The organism is Nonomuraea sp. LP-02 (genome assembly GCF_036289125.1).
Lineage (GTDB): Bacteria > Actinomycetota > Actinomycetes > Streptosporangiales > Streptosporangiaceae > Nonomuraea > Nonomuraea bangladeshensis.
Genome location: NZ_JAXCLK010000001.1, coordinates 7,171,887 through 7,186,086, shown reverse-complemented (window position 1 = coordinate 7,186,086; position 14,200 = coordinate 7,171,887). Strand labels below are relative to the sequence as shown.

Below are 14,200 nucleotides of genomic sequence, written 5' to 3'. Positions count from 1 at the left end.
GGAGGGGGCGTCGAGTGATGACCGCTATCCGTGGCGAGGTGCTTCGATGCCGAGATCCCTGTTACCGGCCGCGTCCGCAGTCCTGCTGGCGCTGACCGTGCTCAACGCCCCGACGGCGCGGGCCGAGTCGTCCGCCGCCGATCCGTCCCCGGCCGCCGTGACCGTCAACGCGCGGGCCGCCCTCGCCACCGTCCCCGAGACCGGCATCGGCGCCAACCACGCGATCTGGGACTCGAACCTGGGCACCGACGCCGTCGCCGACTCACTGAAGGCCGCGGGCGTGAAGCTGCTGCGCTACCCCGGCGGCTCCTACTCCGACATCTACCACTGGGAGACGCACACCGCCCCCGGCGGGTACGTCGCCCCCAACACCGACTTCGACACGTTCATGCGCGGCGTCCGCCGTACCGGCGCGCAGGCGATGGTGACCGCCAACTACGGCACCGGCACCGCCGCCGAGGCCGCCGCCTGGGTCCGCCAGGCCAACGTCACCAAGGGCTACGGCGTCAAGTACTGGGAGATCGGCAACGAGAACTACGGCAACGGCCACTACGGCACCGCCTGGGAGGCCGACGACCACGCCGACAAGAGCCCGGCCGAGTACGCCCGCCACGTCGTCGCCTACGCCGACGCGATGAAGGCCGTCGATCCCACCATCAAGATCGGCGCCGTGCTGACCACCCCCGCGAACTGGCCCGACGCCATCGTGGGCGAGGGCGACGACGGGAGCTGGAACAAGGTCGTCCTGTCCGCCGCCGGATCCAAGATCGACTTCGTCATCCTGCACTGGTATCCGGGCGCCCTCGACCGGACGGGCCACGTTCCCGACATGATCCGGCTCACCCGCGAGCAGATCGCCAGGTACGCCGGAGCGAGCGCGGACCGGATCGGCATCGCGATGACCGAGTTCAACACCGGCAGCAGCAGCAACGGCACCAACACCCAGCCGGGCGCGCTGGCCGCCGCCGACGCCTACGCCACGCTGCTGGCGAACGGCGTGTTCTCGGTCGACTGGTGGAACGTCCACAACGGCATCGGCACGGTCACCGAGGTCGAGGGCCACACCGACTACGGCGACTTCGGCCTGCTGTCGAGCGGCACGTGCACCGCCGACGGCTCGGTGTGCGAGCCGGCGCTGAACACCCCGTTCGCGCCCTACTACGCGCTGCAGATGGTGAGCAAGTTCGCCCGGCCCGGCGACCAGTTCGTCAGGGCGGCCACCGACCAGCCGAAGGTCACCGCGCACGCCGCCCGCCGCCCCAACGGCGACCTCGCGGTCATGCTCGTCAACGCCTCGTCCGACACCTCGTACCCGGTCACGATCGGCTACGCGGGCTACCGCCCGGCCTCCGGGGCGCCGACCGTGCTGACGCACACCAACGGCGCGACCGCCATCACCAGCACCACGTCGGGGACGGCGACGGCACAGACCCTGCCGCCGCTCTCCCTCACCACGCTCGTGCTGCGCCCGGCCACCTCGCAGGCGGGCCTGCCCGGCGCGCCCGGCCAGCCCAAGGCCACGAACGTCACGGACCAGGCCGCCACCATCACCTGGCCCGCCGCCTCCCCCGGCGCCCGCCCGATCGCCAAGTACGAGATCCACCGCCAGAACGGCGCGATCACCGAGCAGCTCGGCGAGACGCCCGGCACCTCGTTCACCGTCGGCAACCTCACCCCGGGCACCCGCTACACGGTCAACGTGATCGCCCGCGACACCGGCGGCGGCCTGTCCTGGTCCTCACCGCCGCTGACGTTCACCACCGGGACGCCCGCGACCAGCTCCTGCTCGGTCCGCCTGACGAACCAGACCGACTGGGCGAGCGGCTACGTCGGCAGCCTTGAGATCACCAACCGCGGCGCCCCGCTCAACGGCTGGACGCTCAGCTTCGCCTGGCCCCGGGCGTGGCAGAGCCTCGGCAGCGGCTGGGGCGGCGGGTGGACCGAGACCGGCTCACAGGTCAAGGTCGTCAACGACCCCGCGAACCCCACGCTGGCGACCGGCGCCACGGCCACGGTCGGGTACGTCGGCAACTACAGCGGCCCGAACGTCCTGCCCGCCGTCTTCACCCTGAACGGCACCGTCTGCCGCACGGAGTGACCTCAGCCCAGTCAGCCCAGGAACCGCCGGTCGTACGGCACCGCGTGCGCCGTACGGCCGGCGAACCCGGTGGTCGTCGTCGCCATGAACAGCGAGTTGAGCAGCGCCTCCTCGACCGCGTCCATGACGGCGGCGAACAGGGGGTCGAGCGCCGCGTCCGGCACCACCGGGGCGCCGGGCGGCGCGGTGCTGAAGGCGATCGCGTAGTCGCCGCTCCCCTGCGCGTACGACGCCCCCACCCGTCCCATGGCGAAGACCGCCCGGCGGGCGAGCCGGCCGAGTCGGCGCGCGTCGAGCGGCGCGTCGGTGGCCACCACGATCATGCACGAGTTCCCCGGAGGCTCCAGCCGCCGGGACCCCGGGACGGCCTCCTCGACCGGCACGGGCACGCCCCGCACGGTCAGCACGCCGCCGAAGTTGGCCTGCGCCAGCGCGCCGACCGTCACCTCGGTCCCGCCCGCCGCCACGCGACGCGAGGAGGTGCCGATGCCCGCCTTGAAGCCGAGCGCCGTCGTCCCGGTGCCCGCGCCCACGCACCCTTCCGCGGGCAGCCCGCCGGTGGCCCCTTCCAGCGCGTCGAGCACGTGCCGCTCGGTGATCGGCCGCCGCCGGATGTCGGACAGGAACCCGTCGTTCGTCTCCCCCACCAGCGGGTTGAACGACACCCCGTCCGGGCGGCGCCCCATCAGGTACGTCAGCACCGCGTCGGCCGCACGGAACACCGACAGCGTGGCGGTCAGCACGACCGGCGACTCCAGCACGCCGAGCTCGTCCACCTGGGTGGAGCCGACCAGCTTGCCGTACCCGTTGCCGGTGTGGACCGCCGCCGGCAGCCCGCCCCCGGCCAGGCCCTCGGGGACGATCGCGGTGACCCCGGTGCGCAGGTCCGCCCCGTCGTCCACGGTCGTGTGCCCCACCAGGACGCCGGGGACGTCGGTGATCGCGTTCAGCGGGCCGGTCGGCAGCGCGCCGACGACGACCCCGAGCGAGCGCGCCCGCACCCGCTCACCCCCGTGAGCATGCATGCGCCACATTCTGCTCGACGCGACCTCAGCGGCCGTCGTCCAGGGTCAGCAGGCCACGGCGGAAGGCGGTCGCGACGGCCGCGGCGCGGTCGTTGACGCCGAGCTTGGCGTAGATGTGCAGCACGTGGCTCTTGACCGTGGCCTCGCTGATGAACAGGCGGGCCGCCGCCTCCCGGTTGGTGGCGCCGTCCGCGATGAGCCGCAGGATCTCCAGTTCCCTGGCGCTCAGCGGGTCGGCGGGCGTGCGGACCTGCCCGAGCAGGCGGGTGGCGACCGACGGCGACAGCACGGCCTCGCCGCGCGCCGCGGTGCGGACGGCCCGCGTCAGCTCGTCACGGCCGGTGTCCTTGAGCAGGTAGCCGGTCGCGCCGGCCTCGATGGCCGGCAGGACGTCCCGGTCGGTGTCGTACGTCGTGAGGACCAGCACGCGGGCCCCGATCCCCAGCTCGGCGAGCCGTTTGATGGCCGTGACGCCGTCCGTGCCCGGCATGCGCAGGTCCATGAGGATCACGTCGGGGTCCAGCGCCCGCGCCAGCTCGACGGCCTGCGCGCCGTCCCCGGCCTCGCCGAGCACCTCGAAGCCCGGATCGCCGGCGAACATGCCGCGGAGGCCGTCGCGGACGATGGGATGGTCGTCGGCGATCAGCAGCCGGATCGGTCGCTCAGCCACGCGCCACCGCCGGCAGGCTGGCGGAGATCGCGGTGCCCGCACCGCTCTCCGACTCGATCTCCAGCGTGCCCGCCAGCCGGTCCACCCGCTTGCGCATCGCGGTCAGGCCGAACGCGGTGAGCTGGGGGTCGAAGCCGATGCCGTCGTCGCGTACGTCCAGGGTGACCACATCCTCCATGTACGACAGCGTGAGCCCGATCCGGGAGGCGTGGGCGTGCTTGGCGACGTTCGCCAGCGCCTCCTGGGCGGTGCGGAGCAGCGTCTCCTCGACCTCGGGGTGCAGGGGACGGGCCGGGCCGGTGACCGTGAACTCCGGCGTGAGTCCGTTGAGCTCGCCCCACCGGGCGGCGACGTCCCGCAGCGCCTCCGGCAGCGGCGCCGACTCCAGCGGGCCCGGCCCCACCGCGTGCACCGAGCGCCGGGCCTCGGCCAGGCTCTCGCGGGCCAGCCGCAGCGCCAGATCGACGTTCCGGTGCCAGTCGTCGGCCTGCCCGGCGGCCTGGAGCTGGGTGATGATGCCGGTCAGGCCCTGGGCGAGGGTGTCGTGGATCTCGGCGGCCATGCGCCGGCGCTCGTCGAGCACGCCGGCCTCGCGGGCCTGGACGAGGAGCTGGGCGTGCAGGCCCGCGTTCTCCCGCATGGCCTCCTCCAGCTGGGCCACCATCCGCTCGCGCTCCGCGCTGCGCTCGTCGGAGATCTGGCCGACGAAGCTGAACAGCGCGACCCCGGCCACGATGGCGCCGGTGAAGAACACGTACGTGAGGATCCCGATCGGCGTGGGCTCGGGCAACCCGCCGCTGTAGGCGGCGACGCTGAACGCCGCCACCCCCGTCACGCCGGCGAAGCGCCACATCCCGTTCAGGTAGCGCCAGGAGTGCAGATAGCCGACGAAGCCGAAGAAGCTCGCGAACCAGAAGCTCTGGGTGCTCAGCACGCCGATCAGCAGGACGAGCCCCGCCACGTACACCGGGCCGCGCGGCACCAGCCACACCCACCCGGCGGCCGACGCCGCCAGGCCGAGCGTGACCCACGACACCGTCCCGCCGCCGCCGGCCAGGGCGAGCACCACGGAGACCGCCAGCAGCACGTACGGCGCCGCCGCGAGCTGGCGCTCCAGCACCCGTTCCCACCGGTCGAGCCGGCTGGTCATACCTCACTCCCAGCGGAAGAACCTGGCCGCCACCGCGCTGACGACCAGGGCGTAGGCCGCCATCACCGCCAGCAGCAGGGGATCGGGAGCGCCGCCCGCCCAGACGTCCCGCAGACACTGCCCGAACGCCCCCATCGGGGTGTACTCCCCAACAAGAGCCACCATATCCGGCATCTGATCGGCAGGCTGCATGAGACCGGCGAGGTACGCCATCGGGAAGTACAGCAGCACGCCGATCCCGTTCGCGGCCCTGCCGTTCGGCGCCAGGGCGGCGATGAGCAGACCGACCGCGAACATGCTCGCCGTCCCGAGCAGGAACGTCAGCACGACCGCCGGCACCCCGTCCGGCATGTGGGCGCCGAGCACCGTCCCCGCGACGGCCAGCAGCAGCCCGCAGGCCGTCACCGCGAGCACGAGCTGCAGCAGCAACTGCACCACCAGCAGCCGCCCCGGCCGCACCGGCGTCGCCGACATCCGCCGCAGGATGCCCCGCTCCCGGTAGGTGGCCAGCGTGGTCGGCACCATGTACAACCCCACGAGCCCCACCGCGATGGCCAGCGCCATCGGCAGCAGCACCCGGTCGCCCGGCTCGATCGAGCTGCCGAACACCACCAGGATGAACAGCGGGATGAGCAGCGAGAACACCGCGCCCGGATCGCGGACGAGCAGCTTGGTCTCGACGAAGGTGAGCTTCAACATGATCGTGTCCTAGAGGTTGGTTCAGTTGTCGTCGAAGGGACGGCCGGTCAACGCGGCGAACGCGTCGTCCAGCGTGCGCTTGTCGATCCGCAGATCGCTGACCAGCACCTGGTGGCGGGCCAGGTGCGCGGTGACCGCCGTCGCGAAGTCGCCGCGCCCCGTGACGACCACCCGGTCCCCCGTACGGGACACCCCGGTCACTCCCGGCAACCCGGACAGGTCCGGCGCCTCGCCCGCCTTCAGCGTGAAACGCATCCGGTGCTCGCCCTCCAGCAGCCCCGACGGCGTGTCCAGCGCCACGATCCGGCCGCGGTCCAGCACCGCCACCCGGTCGCACAACTCCTCGACCTCGTCCATGAAGTGGCTGACCAGGACCACGGTGACGCCGCCGGCGCGTACCTGCTTGATCAGCTCCCAGGTCGCCCGGCGGGCCTGCGGGTCGAGGCCGGTGGTCAGCTCGTCGAGGAACGCCACCCGCGGCTTGCCCACCAGCGCGAGCGCGATGAACAGCCGCTGCTTCTGGCCGCCCGACAACTTCCCGAACCGGGCGTTCCGCTTCTCGGCCAGCCCCCACTCCTCCAGCAGCGCCCGCCAGTCACGCGGGTCGGCGTAGAAGGAGGCGTACAGGTCGAGGGCCTCCCACACCTTCAGATTCTCCGGCAGCTGGGTCTGCTGGAGCTGCACCCCGATCTGCTCGCGCATCCTCCGCGCGTCCCGGACCGGGTCGAGGCCGAGCACCCGTACCGTGCCGCTGTCGGGCCGCCGCAGCCCCTCCACGCACTCCACCGCGGTCGTCTTGCCGGCGCCGTTCGGCCCCAGCACTCCGAAGATCTCGCCCTCCTCCACGGAGAACGACACCCCGTCCAGAACCTTCAGCCCCGCGTAGCTCTTGCGCAGGTCGGTGACTTCGATGACTGCCATGCTCAAAGCATGCTGTGAGCAGCCCCGACCCCGAATCGACCGCCCGGCCACGATCGTGTCGGCACCCTGCTGACCGAAAAATCCACCGAACGGTGGATACCGGATCGCTCACCGCCGGGCCGGATAGACGAGGATGAGATCCACGCCCTCCCGCGTGTACAGCCGCAGCCGGTAACGACCGGGGCCGCCGAGCGCGAGATCGGGAAAGCGCACCCTGCTCGCCGAGAGCGTCTGCATGACCAGGCGGCCCGATTCGCTGACGATGTCCGCCTCGACCACCTTGTCCCAGCCTCGGCGCCGCAGCGGCGGCGGAGCCGAGCGCAGCGCCTTCGCCGTGACGCAGGTCGCCCAGTCCTGGGCGGGCGTGAAGATCAGGGCGAGCTGACCGCTGACCGCCAGGGTGTCGGTCGAGTAGGCGTCCCAGATCGTCTCGGCGTCCCCCGAGGTGTCCGCCTCCGCGTCGTAGATGCCGTAGGGCTGGGCGTCCCAGTCGTAGTACGACGCCGTCGCCTGGAACCGGGTGCGCAGCGCCGGCCACGGATCGCGGCACCGGGCGTCCTCCTCGCGCGCCTCGCGCCTCAACTGCTCACGCTGCCGGCTCCTCTCCTCCGCCCGTTGCCGCTCCACCTGCGCGGACGACAGCAGCAGCTCCGGATGTCTCCGCCCGATCACCTCCGGGCAGAGCAGCGCGAGCAGCGCGGGCCGCGCCCTGACCGGCTGCCCGCCCGCGAACCTGGCGCACGCGGCCTTCCCCTTGCCGATCAGCTCCTGGTCGGAGACCTCCCGGTCGGGCTTGCTCACGCTGCACAGATAGGCCCGGTCGCGCTCGTGAACGGGGGTGTCCGCGACCCGCGGCGGGGTCCAGCTCAGCCGGCAGTCCAAGCCTTCCTCACTGCGCCAGGTGTAGGTGAGCCGCGACGCGTACTCGGGCCCGACAGCCATCAGCAGGGCGACGGCGGCCACGGCCGTGACCGCCGTGGGCACGCGCAGCGGCGCCGTCCGCCTCGGCTCGCGGTTGAGCTCGCGGGCCGTCCGCGCCAGCCAGACGAGGTAGAGGACGTCCATCGCCTCGGCGATGGACTCGATCGTGCTTCCGCGCGTCTGGGCGTCCACGAGCTCCACCAGGAACGGGCTCGCGAACGTCCCCACCCCGACAAGCAGCGTCCCCCGGCTCCAGCGCCCGTCGCGCCGCTGCGCGAGCAGAACCATCACCATCATGACGAACGCGGCCACCAGCGTGACCACGACCTCCACCACCCGGTGGACCGGGGTCAGGAAGATCAGGCGCTGCGCGTCGTCGGCGAAGTCGTCCATGACCGCACCGGCCTGCGCCACCAGCCCGAACAGGAGCAGAGCCAGCCGGAAGGACCGGCCCGAACCCGTGACCACCACCGTGAGCAGCACGAGCGCGGGCACCCAGAGCGCCAGGCCGATGACCGTCTCGACCAGGTCCGGCAGGAACGAGGGGATCAGCAGCCACACCACGTTTGCGTACAGCAGCACCCGCAACCACGCGGCCGCCCTGCCCATGGGCACGCCCGTGGGCGCGGGCCTGCGCAGGACCTGCCAGAACATCCACGCGTTCACCAGCCCGAGCAGCAGCAACCCGCCCAGCACCGGCAACAGCGGCGACCCCTCGACGGCCTCGCCGGGCGGATACCACATGGTGACGAGCCACGCGGGCGTCGCGGACCCGATCACCAGGCCGAGGACGACCGACCCGAGGGTGATGGCGAAGTAGGCAGAAGCCGCCAGACGGTGTAATCGCACACGTGATCGTAGTACGACCAGCGGGCCCACCCCCGCCGAAGTGTCGCCTTCCAACCCTTGCGCCGAAAGCCGGTACAACCGACTGGGCGCTGTCCTCCCACGGAAGTCGCGGATCCCCGCCTATGCGAAGGCAACCGAACCGAACCCCTGGGCGTCAATAGCTCAGACATCACGGCGATGCCGCTCGCCGAGCGAGAGGCTCGGCCATGGACGGAAGGAAGCCGGCTGGTGGCAGATGTTGTGCGGATACCGTTAGAAGGCGGCGGTGTCGTCTTGGTCGAGGCCACCGGAAGTCCGGGCGGCAGTACAGGCGGCCCGGTGAAGGCAGGCCGGGTCGATGAGGCCGTCCGCTCGTTGCCGACCACCCTGCAGGCGGCTCTCGGTCCGATCACGGACGGCGCCCGCGCAGTACTGTCCCAGTTACGCAAGGCCGGCCCAGACGAGATCGAGATTGAGTTCGGGGTCGACCTGTCCACCGAAGCCGGAGCAGTGATCACCAAGACTGCGGCGAGCTGTCACCTCCGGGTGACGGTGGTATGGAAGAACGGTAAGCAAGACAGCGAACACGGTCCGAACGGAAACTAAGGCCGGTCGGTGATGACGGCAGATGACCACGCAGACGGCTCCGGAGCGATGCTTTACACCGCCGTCGCCCAGATCCTCAATGCTCATGGTGATGTGGTGGGGACCGGGTTCCTCCTCGAGGAGGGTGTGGTCGTCACCTGTTCGCATGTCGTCGACTTGGCCGGCTCCGGACCCGGCAGGACGTTGAGCGTCGCCTTTCCGCACGTGGCAGGCTCCCCTCGCCTTGATGGGCACGTCGTCACCGAGGCATGGCGCGACCCCGACGGTGCGGACATCGCCGTCGTGCGCCTGGAGAGCACGCCGACCGGCGCACGGGTGCTCGCGATGGGCAGGGCGGCAGACTGCGGCGGGCACCGGGTGCGTTCCTACGGGTTCCCGCAGCAGGCTCCCCAGAGCGGTCACTTCGGTTACGGCGTGGCCGGCGAGCTGCTGCCTCCTGCTCCTGCCTCTGCCCGCGCGGATTCGCTGCTTCAGCTGACGGACGCCAATGATCTGACCACAGGATTCAGTGGCGCACCGGTTCTGGACGAGATGACGGGTCTCGTGATCGGGATGGTCAGCGCCATCACCGCTCCCGACGCGTACAACCGCGGGCAGGGCATCGTCTATGCGACGACGACCGAGATGCTGCGCACGGTATGGCCCGGCCTGAACACCCAGGATGTGTCACCGTATCGGGGGCTTGAGCCGTTCACCGTCGAGCATGTCCGATGGTTCCACGGCCGGGACACAGCGGTCGAGCGGGTGATCGCGGCATTGGCCTGGCACCGGCGGGCGCTGCTGCTGCTGGGTCCCTCGGGGGCGGGCAAGTCGTCATTGATCCAGGCCGGCGTGTTACCCCGGCTCGCCGCCGGCGGGCTTCCTGGCAGCGACCGGTGGCTACCGCTGCTGGCCCGGCCCGGCCAGGATCCGCTGGAAGAGCTGGAGCGGGCAGGGCTCCCCGGAGTCGGCGGCGACGGCATCGCGTCCGCGGTCGAACGACGGCTAGCCGCCGAGCCGGATCGGCAGCGGGTGCTGCTCGTCATCGACCAGTTCGAAGAGCTTCTCGCCCAGCCCTCCGCCACCGAACGCCTTCCCGACGGTCACCTCGCCGCCATCGAGCAGATCACCGAGGCGATCAACTCGCAGGTCCCGCTGAGCGTCATCCTGATCCTGCGTGACGACTTCTACCCGCGGCTGGCGGCCCTGGCCCCCGAACTGCTTGAAGCCACCACGCCCGGCCTGCTCAACATGCCGGCCACGTTGAGCATCCAGGATCTGCATGCCATCATCACGCGCCCCGCGCAGGACGCGGGCGCACGCTTCAAGGAGGGTCTGCCCGAACGGATCATCGATGATGTGCTGGCCGCGGACCACGACGGCGCCACGGCCCGCCAGGCGACGGTGACCGTGCTGCCGCTGCTGGAGTTGATGCTGAGCCAGCTCTGGAAGGATCGTCAGGACGGTTGCCTCACCCACGAGGTCTATCAACGCATGGGCGGGGTGACCGGAAGCCTGGCGACATGGGGCGACAATGCGATCCGGCGGTTGTCGGCCGAGCAGCGACCCGTCGCCCGGCGGATCCTCACCGCCCTGGTGCGCCCCGCCGATGATCCCCATCACATCCCGGCTGTCCGCCAGCAGGTGCCTCTGGCGAAGTTACGTGAGCTAGCAAGCGATACCGGGACCCCGTCGACCGCCGGCCCCGCCGTCGACGACCAGGTCGTCAACAAGGTCATCAAAACGCTCACCCACCAACGGATTATGACCACGCACAACGCGCGTGCCGGGGAGCGGCCTGACGATGCTGTCGGTGATCCTATGGCGGAGCTCATCCATGACGCGCTGATCCGGGAGTGGGGCACACTACGCGACTGGGTGCGGCAGGATCACCGCTTCCACGACTGGCTACGCCGTGCCACTGAGCAGCACGCCCGTTGGGACGCGCACCGCGACCCCGATGATCTGCTCCACGGCACCGATCTCGCGGAAGGCCTCGGCTGGGAGGGAAAATACCGGCTGCCCAGGGACATCGCCACGTTCGTGGCGGCCAGTCACCAGCGGCAGCGAAGCGCCGCCCGCCGAGCCCGGCGTCTCAATGTCATCCTCGCCGGTGTTCTCCTGATCGCCGTCGCCGCGGCGGGGCTGGCGACGGCGGGCCAGAACGAGGCTCGGCGCCAGCAGCGCGCCGCCCAGGACTCCCATCGGCTGGCGGTGGCCCATGCTCTGGTGAACAGGGCCGACGATGTCAGCGAACGGGATCCGCGGACGGCCGTACGACTGTCTCTTGCCGCCGAGTCCATCCACCAGGATTCGCGAACCGCCGCCTCCCTGTTCCACGCCGTCACCGCCCATGACATCGGAGCGACCCTGATCGGTCACGACACCGATGTGCAGGCCATGGCACCGAGGCGGCGGCGCGGCCTGGTCGCGAGCGCCGACGACGGAGGGCGAGTGATCTTCTGGGACGTGAGCCGTTCCCAAGGGCCTCTTCGCCTCGGCGGCATCGATACGGGTCAAGGAAAACACCCGGAGAATGGGGTCAGAGCCGTTGCTTGGTCCCCCGATGGCCTTCATCTCGCCACCGCGGGTGCCGATGGCACCGTCGGCATGTGGGACGTCACCGAGCCCGCCGCCGTTAGACAGCTCGGGGACTTCGTGGCAGTCGGCACGGCCGAAGAGGTCTTCGCGGCCGCCTGGTCGCCGCACGGCGATCGGCTCGCCACCGGCAGCGCTGACGGACTCGTCACCGTCTGGGATGTCAGCAAGCCATCGCGACCACACCGCGTCGCCTCTTCCAGCACTGGTGAGGCGGTCTTCACGGTCGACTGGTCGCCGGACGGCGCTACGCTCGCGTCCGCAGGAGCGGATGCGAAGGTGTCTCTGTGGGATGTCTCCCGGACCGGACTTCGCCGGATCGGCGCTCCGCTCGCGCATTCACGGGTCCTCCACACGATCGCGTGGTCTCCCGACGGCAAAGCACTGGTGACGGCGGCGGGATGGCCGAATCATCAGTTCTTCGTGCGAGACGAAGGCCCCGAGGCAGTGGTGATGTGGGATGTGACGGATCTCTCGCATCCCCGGCGGACGGGCGCGCCGCTCAAGGTCAGCGACGTGACCGGTGTCGCGTGGGCGCCGGATGGCGAGCAACTGGCGATCAGCATCGGCGTGGCACTCTATGTCGTCTCGGCCGACGACCTGACCAGGGGCCGGCTCCTCTCCGGCCACACGGACGAGATCCTCGCGCTGGCCTGGTACGACGAGCGCACGCTGATCTCGTCCGGGCACGACAAAACGGTGATGCTGTGGGATGTCGAGCGCGCGAACCAGGCTCGGCAGATCCCCCACCCTCTGACCTCGGGCGGGCGGGACGTACGCGCCGTGACCTGGTCACCCGATGGTGACGTGGTCGCCGTCGCCAGTTCCGCCACCATCGCGTTCTGGGACATGAGCCGCCCTGACCAGCCGCGGCAGCTCGGCCGGCCACTGCCCTGGCCGACCGAAGGGCGCTCGTCGGGCGACATCCAGACCATGGCTTGGTCCTGGGATGGACGGTTCCTCGCGGTCGGGAGCGGAGGAAACAACGGGGCCGTGCTGCTGTGGGATGTCAGCGACCTGGACCTGCCACGGCGATCGGGTGAGGCGATGACGTTCAGCGAGGCGGTCACGGAAGTGGCGTGGTCACCGCAGCCGGGGAGGAAGATCCTCGCGGTCGGTCTGAGTGGGGCCGTATCGCTGGTAAGCCTGGATGATCCCGCCGCGCCACGTCGCCTCGGTAAGACGTCCTCGAGCGAGATGGCAGTCGAGAGATTTCTGTGGTCGCCGGACGGTACACGCCTTGCCATAGCGGACGCTTATGAGCTCTACCTCTGGGATATGACCGACCTGCGCCTGCCCCGGCTGATCGGCGACAAGTTCAACACCCGTTCGAAGATCATCACCTACTCGGGAGAGATCTATCCCATCTCCTGGGCATCGGACGGCAGGACACTGGCGTCCATCGGCTACGACAACCGGGCTCAGTTCTGGGACCTCACCGTCCCCACCACTCCGACGCGCGCGGGCGACGGCCTTGGCGACCCCGAGGACAGCCTGCGCTCCGTCACCTGGTCACCGACCGGCGAGATCCTGGCCACGGTCACGATGGACCACTCGGTCAGCCTGTGGGACGTCACCGACCTCGGCACTCCCCGACGAATCGGGCGTGCCCTGTCCGCCCCGAAGACAGAGTTGACAGGCGCAACCGCTTGGTCCCCCAGTGGTCAGCTCCTGGTCACCGCCACCGAGGGGAACGAGGCGATCATCTGGGATCTCCGGAGTGCGAGTCTCCTCCGTGCGCACCGCGCCCAACGTGCCTGCGTCATCTCCGGGGGAGGTCTGACCCCGGAACAATGGCGGCAGTTCATTCCCACCCTGGCCTACCAACAGACCTGCGAGCGGCAGACCAATGCCGCGCATGAGGGCGGGGGCGACTCACCTCGGCTCGCCGTGCCTCCTCTGATCTGGCTGGGATCGCTACTCGCCATCCTCGTTGTCGGCGCGGCCTGGACTCTCCGCAGACGCGTACGCTCCTCGCGGCGGCGATCGGCTCGCATGGGTTGATGCGGAAGAGATTCCGGCTCGCTGACAAGCGTGACTGGACACCATCCTGCCCATGCTGATCCGCTAACTCGGGCGACGACGGCCACGGCCGGTCGCCGCGGGTCATTCATGACAAGGCTCGGCGCGGGAGGGCCTGGACTTCCACCCGCCCTGACCTCGGCCATCGAGTCTCCCTAGGTGATCCGGAAGACGGGAAAGCCCAGAGCGACCGCCTGCACCTGCTCCTCGGACGCGTTCGCGCTCAGTCCCTCGAAGAACCTGCCGACCTCCCAGCCCCAGCGCTTCAGGTACGCCCGGAGAACGGCCGGCTTCTCGTCGTCGGACAGTTCGGTGGCGGTGAACGTCTCGACGCGGCGGCCCACGTGCAGCTCGCCGTTCCCGGCGACACGCAGGTTGCGGACCCACTGGGTGACGCCTCGGGGTGCGACCAGGTAGCGGGCGCCGTTCAGGGTCAGCATGTTGACCGGCGTGGTACGCCATTCGCCACTGGACCGGCCGCGGACGTACAGGATCCGGGAACCCATGAGGCTGATCCCGCGCCGGGTCAGCCCGGCGACCATGCGATTGAACAGGTGGTCCATGCGGGTCGGTTCGATGTAGCGGGACATTGCCGGCTCCTCAGGCAGAGAGTTCCGAGAGCACTGCTCTCGCTTGAGAACAAGCATGCCGCGAGAACCGCTCACAGTCAAGAGCGGTGCTCT

10 protein-coding genes are annotated in these 14,200 nt (G+C 70.5%); 3 read left to right on the top strand and 7 right to left on the bottom strand.

All coding sequences use genetic code 11. The features are described 5' to 3' along the window. Positions 1-46: 46 nt before the first annotated feature. Positions 47-2,098: a cellulose binding domain-containing protein gene (locus tag SMD20_RS33775; protein ID WP_329589097.1), complete on the top strand. Its 2,052-nt coding sequence runs from the start codon at positions 47-49 to the stop codon at positions 2,096-2,098. An 11-nt stretch (positions 2,099-2,109) separates the two neighbouring features. On the opposite strand, the gene SMD20_RS33770 is transcribed toward SMD20_RS33775, so the two are convergent. From SMD20_RS33770 to SMD20_RS33745, 6 genes are all read right to left on the bottom strand, one after another. Beyond that, positions 2,110-3,123, bottom strand: a complete 1,014-nt coding sequence (locus tag SMD20_RS33770; protein WP_329589096.1) for a P1 family peptidase — start codon at positions 3,121-3,123, stop codon at positions 2,110-2,112. Positions 3,124-3,148: 25 nt separating this feature from the next. Continuing rightward, on the bottom strand, positions 3,149-3,793 hold the full coding sequence (locus SMD20_RS33765) for a response regulator transcription factor (RefSeq protein ID WP_329589095.1): 645 nt from the start codon (positions 3,791-3,793) through the stop codon (positions 3,149-3,151). Continuing rightward, positions 3,786-4,943 carry a sensor histidine kinase gene (locus SMD20_RS33760; RefSeq protein ID WP_329589093.1) on the bottom strand — a complete coding sequence of 386 codons (1,158 nt, stop codon included), beginning with the start codon at positions 4,941-4,943 and terminating at the stop codon, positions 3,786-3,788. The genes SMD20_RS33765 and SMD20_RS33760 overlap by 8 nt, the downstream gene beginning before the upstream one ends. 3 nt (positions 4,944-4,946) lie before the next feature. Then, a complete protein-coding gene (locus SMD20_RS33755; protein WP_329589091.1) occupies positions 4,947-5,642 on the bottom strand; it encodes an ABC transporter permease in 696 nt (231 codons plus the stop codon). Between the two features lie 21 nt (positions 5,643-5,663). Then, entirely contained in the window at positions 5,664-6,563 is a 900-nt protein-coding gene (locus SMD20_RS33750; RefSeq protein WP_329589089.1) for an ABC transporter ATP-binding protein, read from the bottom strand. 108 nt (positions 6,564-6,671) lie between these two features. Beyond that, positions 6,672-8,333: a hypothetical protein gene (locus SMD20_RS33745; protein WP_329589087.1), complete on the bottom strand. Its 1,662-nt coding sequence runs from the start codon at positions 8,331-8,333 to the stop codon at positions 6,672-6,674. 228 nt (positions 8,334-8,561) lie between these two features. Between SMD20_RS33745 and SMD20_RS33740 the strand changes: the two genes are divergently transcribed. Further along, positions 8,562-8,918: a CU044_2847 family protein gene (locus SMD20_RS33740; protein ID WP_329589085.1), complete on the top strand. Its 357-nt coding sequence runs from the start codon at positions 8,562-8,564 to the stop codon at positions 8,916-8,918. A gap of 48 nt (positions 8,919-8,966) precedes the next feature. Further along, entirely contained in the window at positions 8,967-13,499 is a 4,533-nt protein-coding gene (locus tag SMD20_RS33735; protein ID WP_329589083.1) for an nSTAND1 domain-containing NTPase, read from the top strand. 173 nt (positions 13,500-13,672) lie between these two features. Here the strand turns inward: SMD20_RS33735 and SMD20_RS33730 are convergent, their stop codons facing one another. Next, positions 13,673-14,107 (bottom strand): nitroreductase/quinone reductase family protein, encoded by a 435-nt coding sequence (locus tag SMD20_RS33730; protein WP_329589081.1) that lies wholly within the window; start codon positions 14,105-14,107, stop codon positions 13,673-13,675. Positions 14,108-14,200: the final 93 nt, after the last annotated feature.

What these genes read in the sequence shown, in the direction of transcription:
- SMD20_RS33775 (WP_329589097.1), top strand. Translation starts at nt 47, where the DNA reads ATGCCGAGATCCCTGTTACCGGCCGCGTCCGCAGTCCTGCTGGCGCTG.
- SMD20_RS33770 (WP_329589096.1), bottom strand. Translation starts at nt 3,123, where the DNA reads ATGCATGCTCACGGGGGTGAGCGGGTGCGGGCGCGCTCGCTCGGGGTC.
- SMD20_RS33760 (WP_329589093.1), bottom strand. Translation starts at nt 4,943, where the DNA reads ATGACCAGCCGGCTCGACCGGTGGGAACGGGTGCTGGAGCGCCAGCTC.
- SMD20_RS33755 (WP_329589091.1), bottom strand. Translation starts at nt 5,642, where the DNA reads ATGTTGAAGCTCACCTTCGTCGAGACCAAGCTGCTCGTCCGCGATCCG.
- SMD20_RS33750 (WP_329589089.1), bottom strand. Translation starts at nt 6,563, where the DNA reads ATGGCAGTCATCGAAGTCACCGACCTGCGCAAGAGCTACGCGGGGCTG.
- SMD20_RS33735 (WP_329589083.1), top strand. Translation starts at nt 8,967, where the DNA reads ATGCTTTACACCGCCGTCGCCCAGATCCTCAATGCTCATGGTGATGTG.
- SMD20_RS33730 (WP_329589081.1), bottom strand. Translation starts at nt 14,107, where the DNA reads ATGTCCCGCTACATCGAACCGACCCGCATGGACCACCTGTTCAATCGC.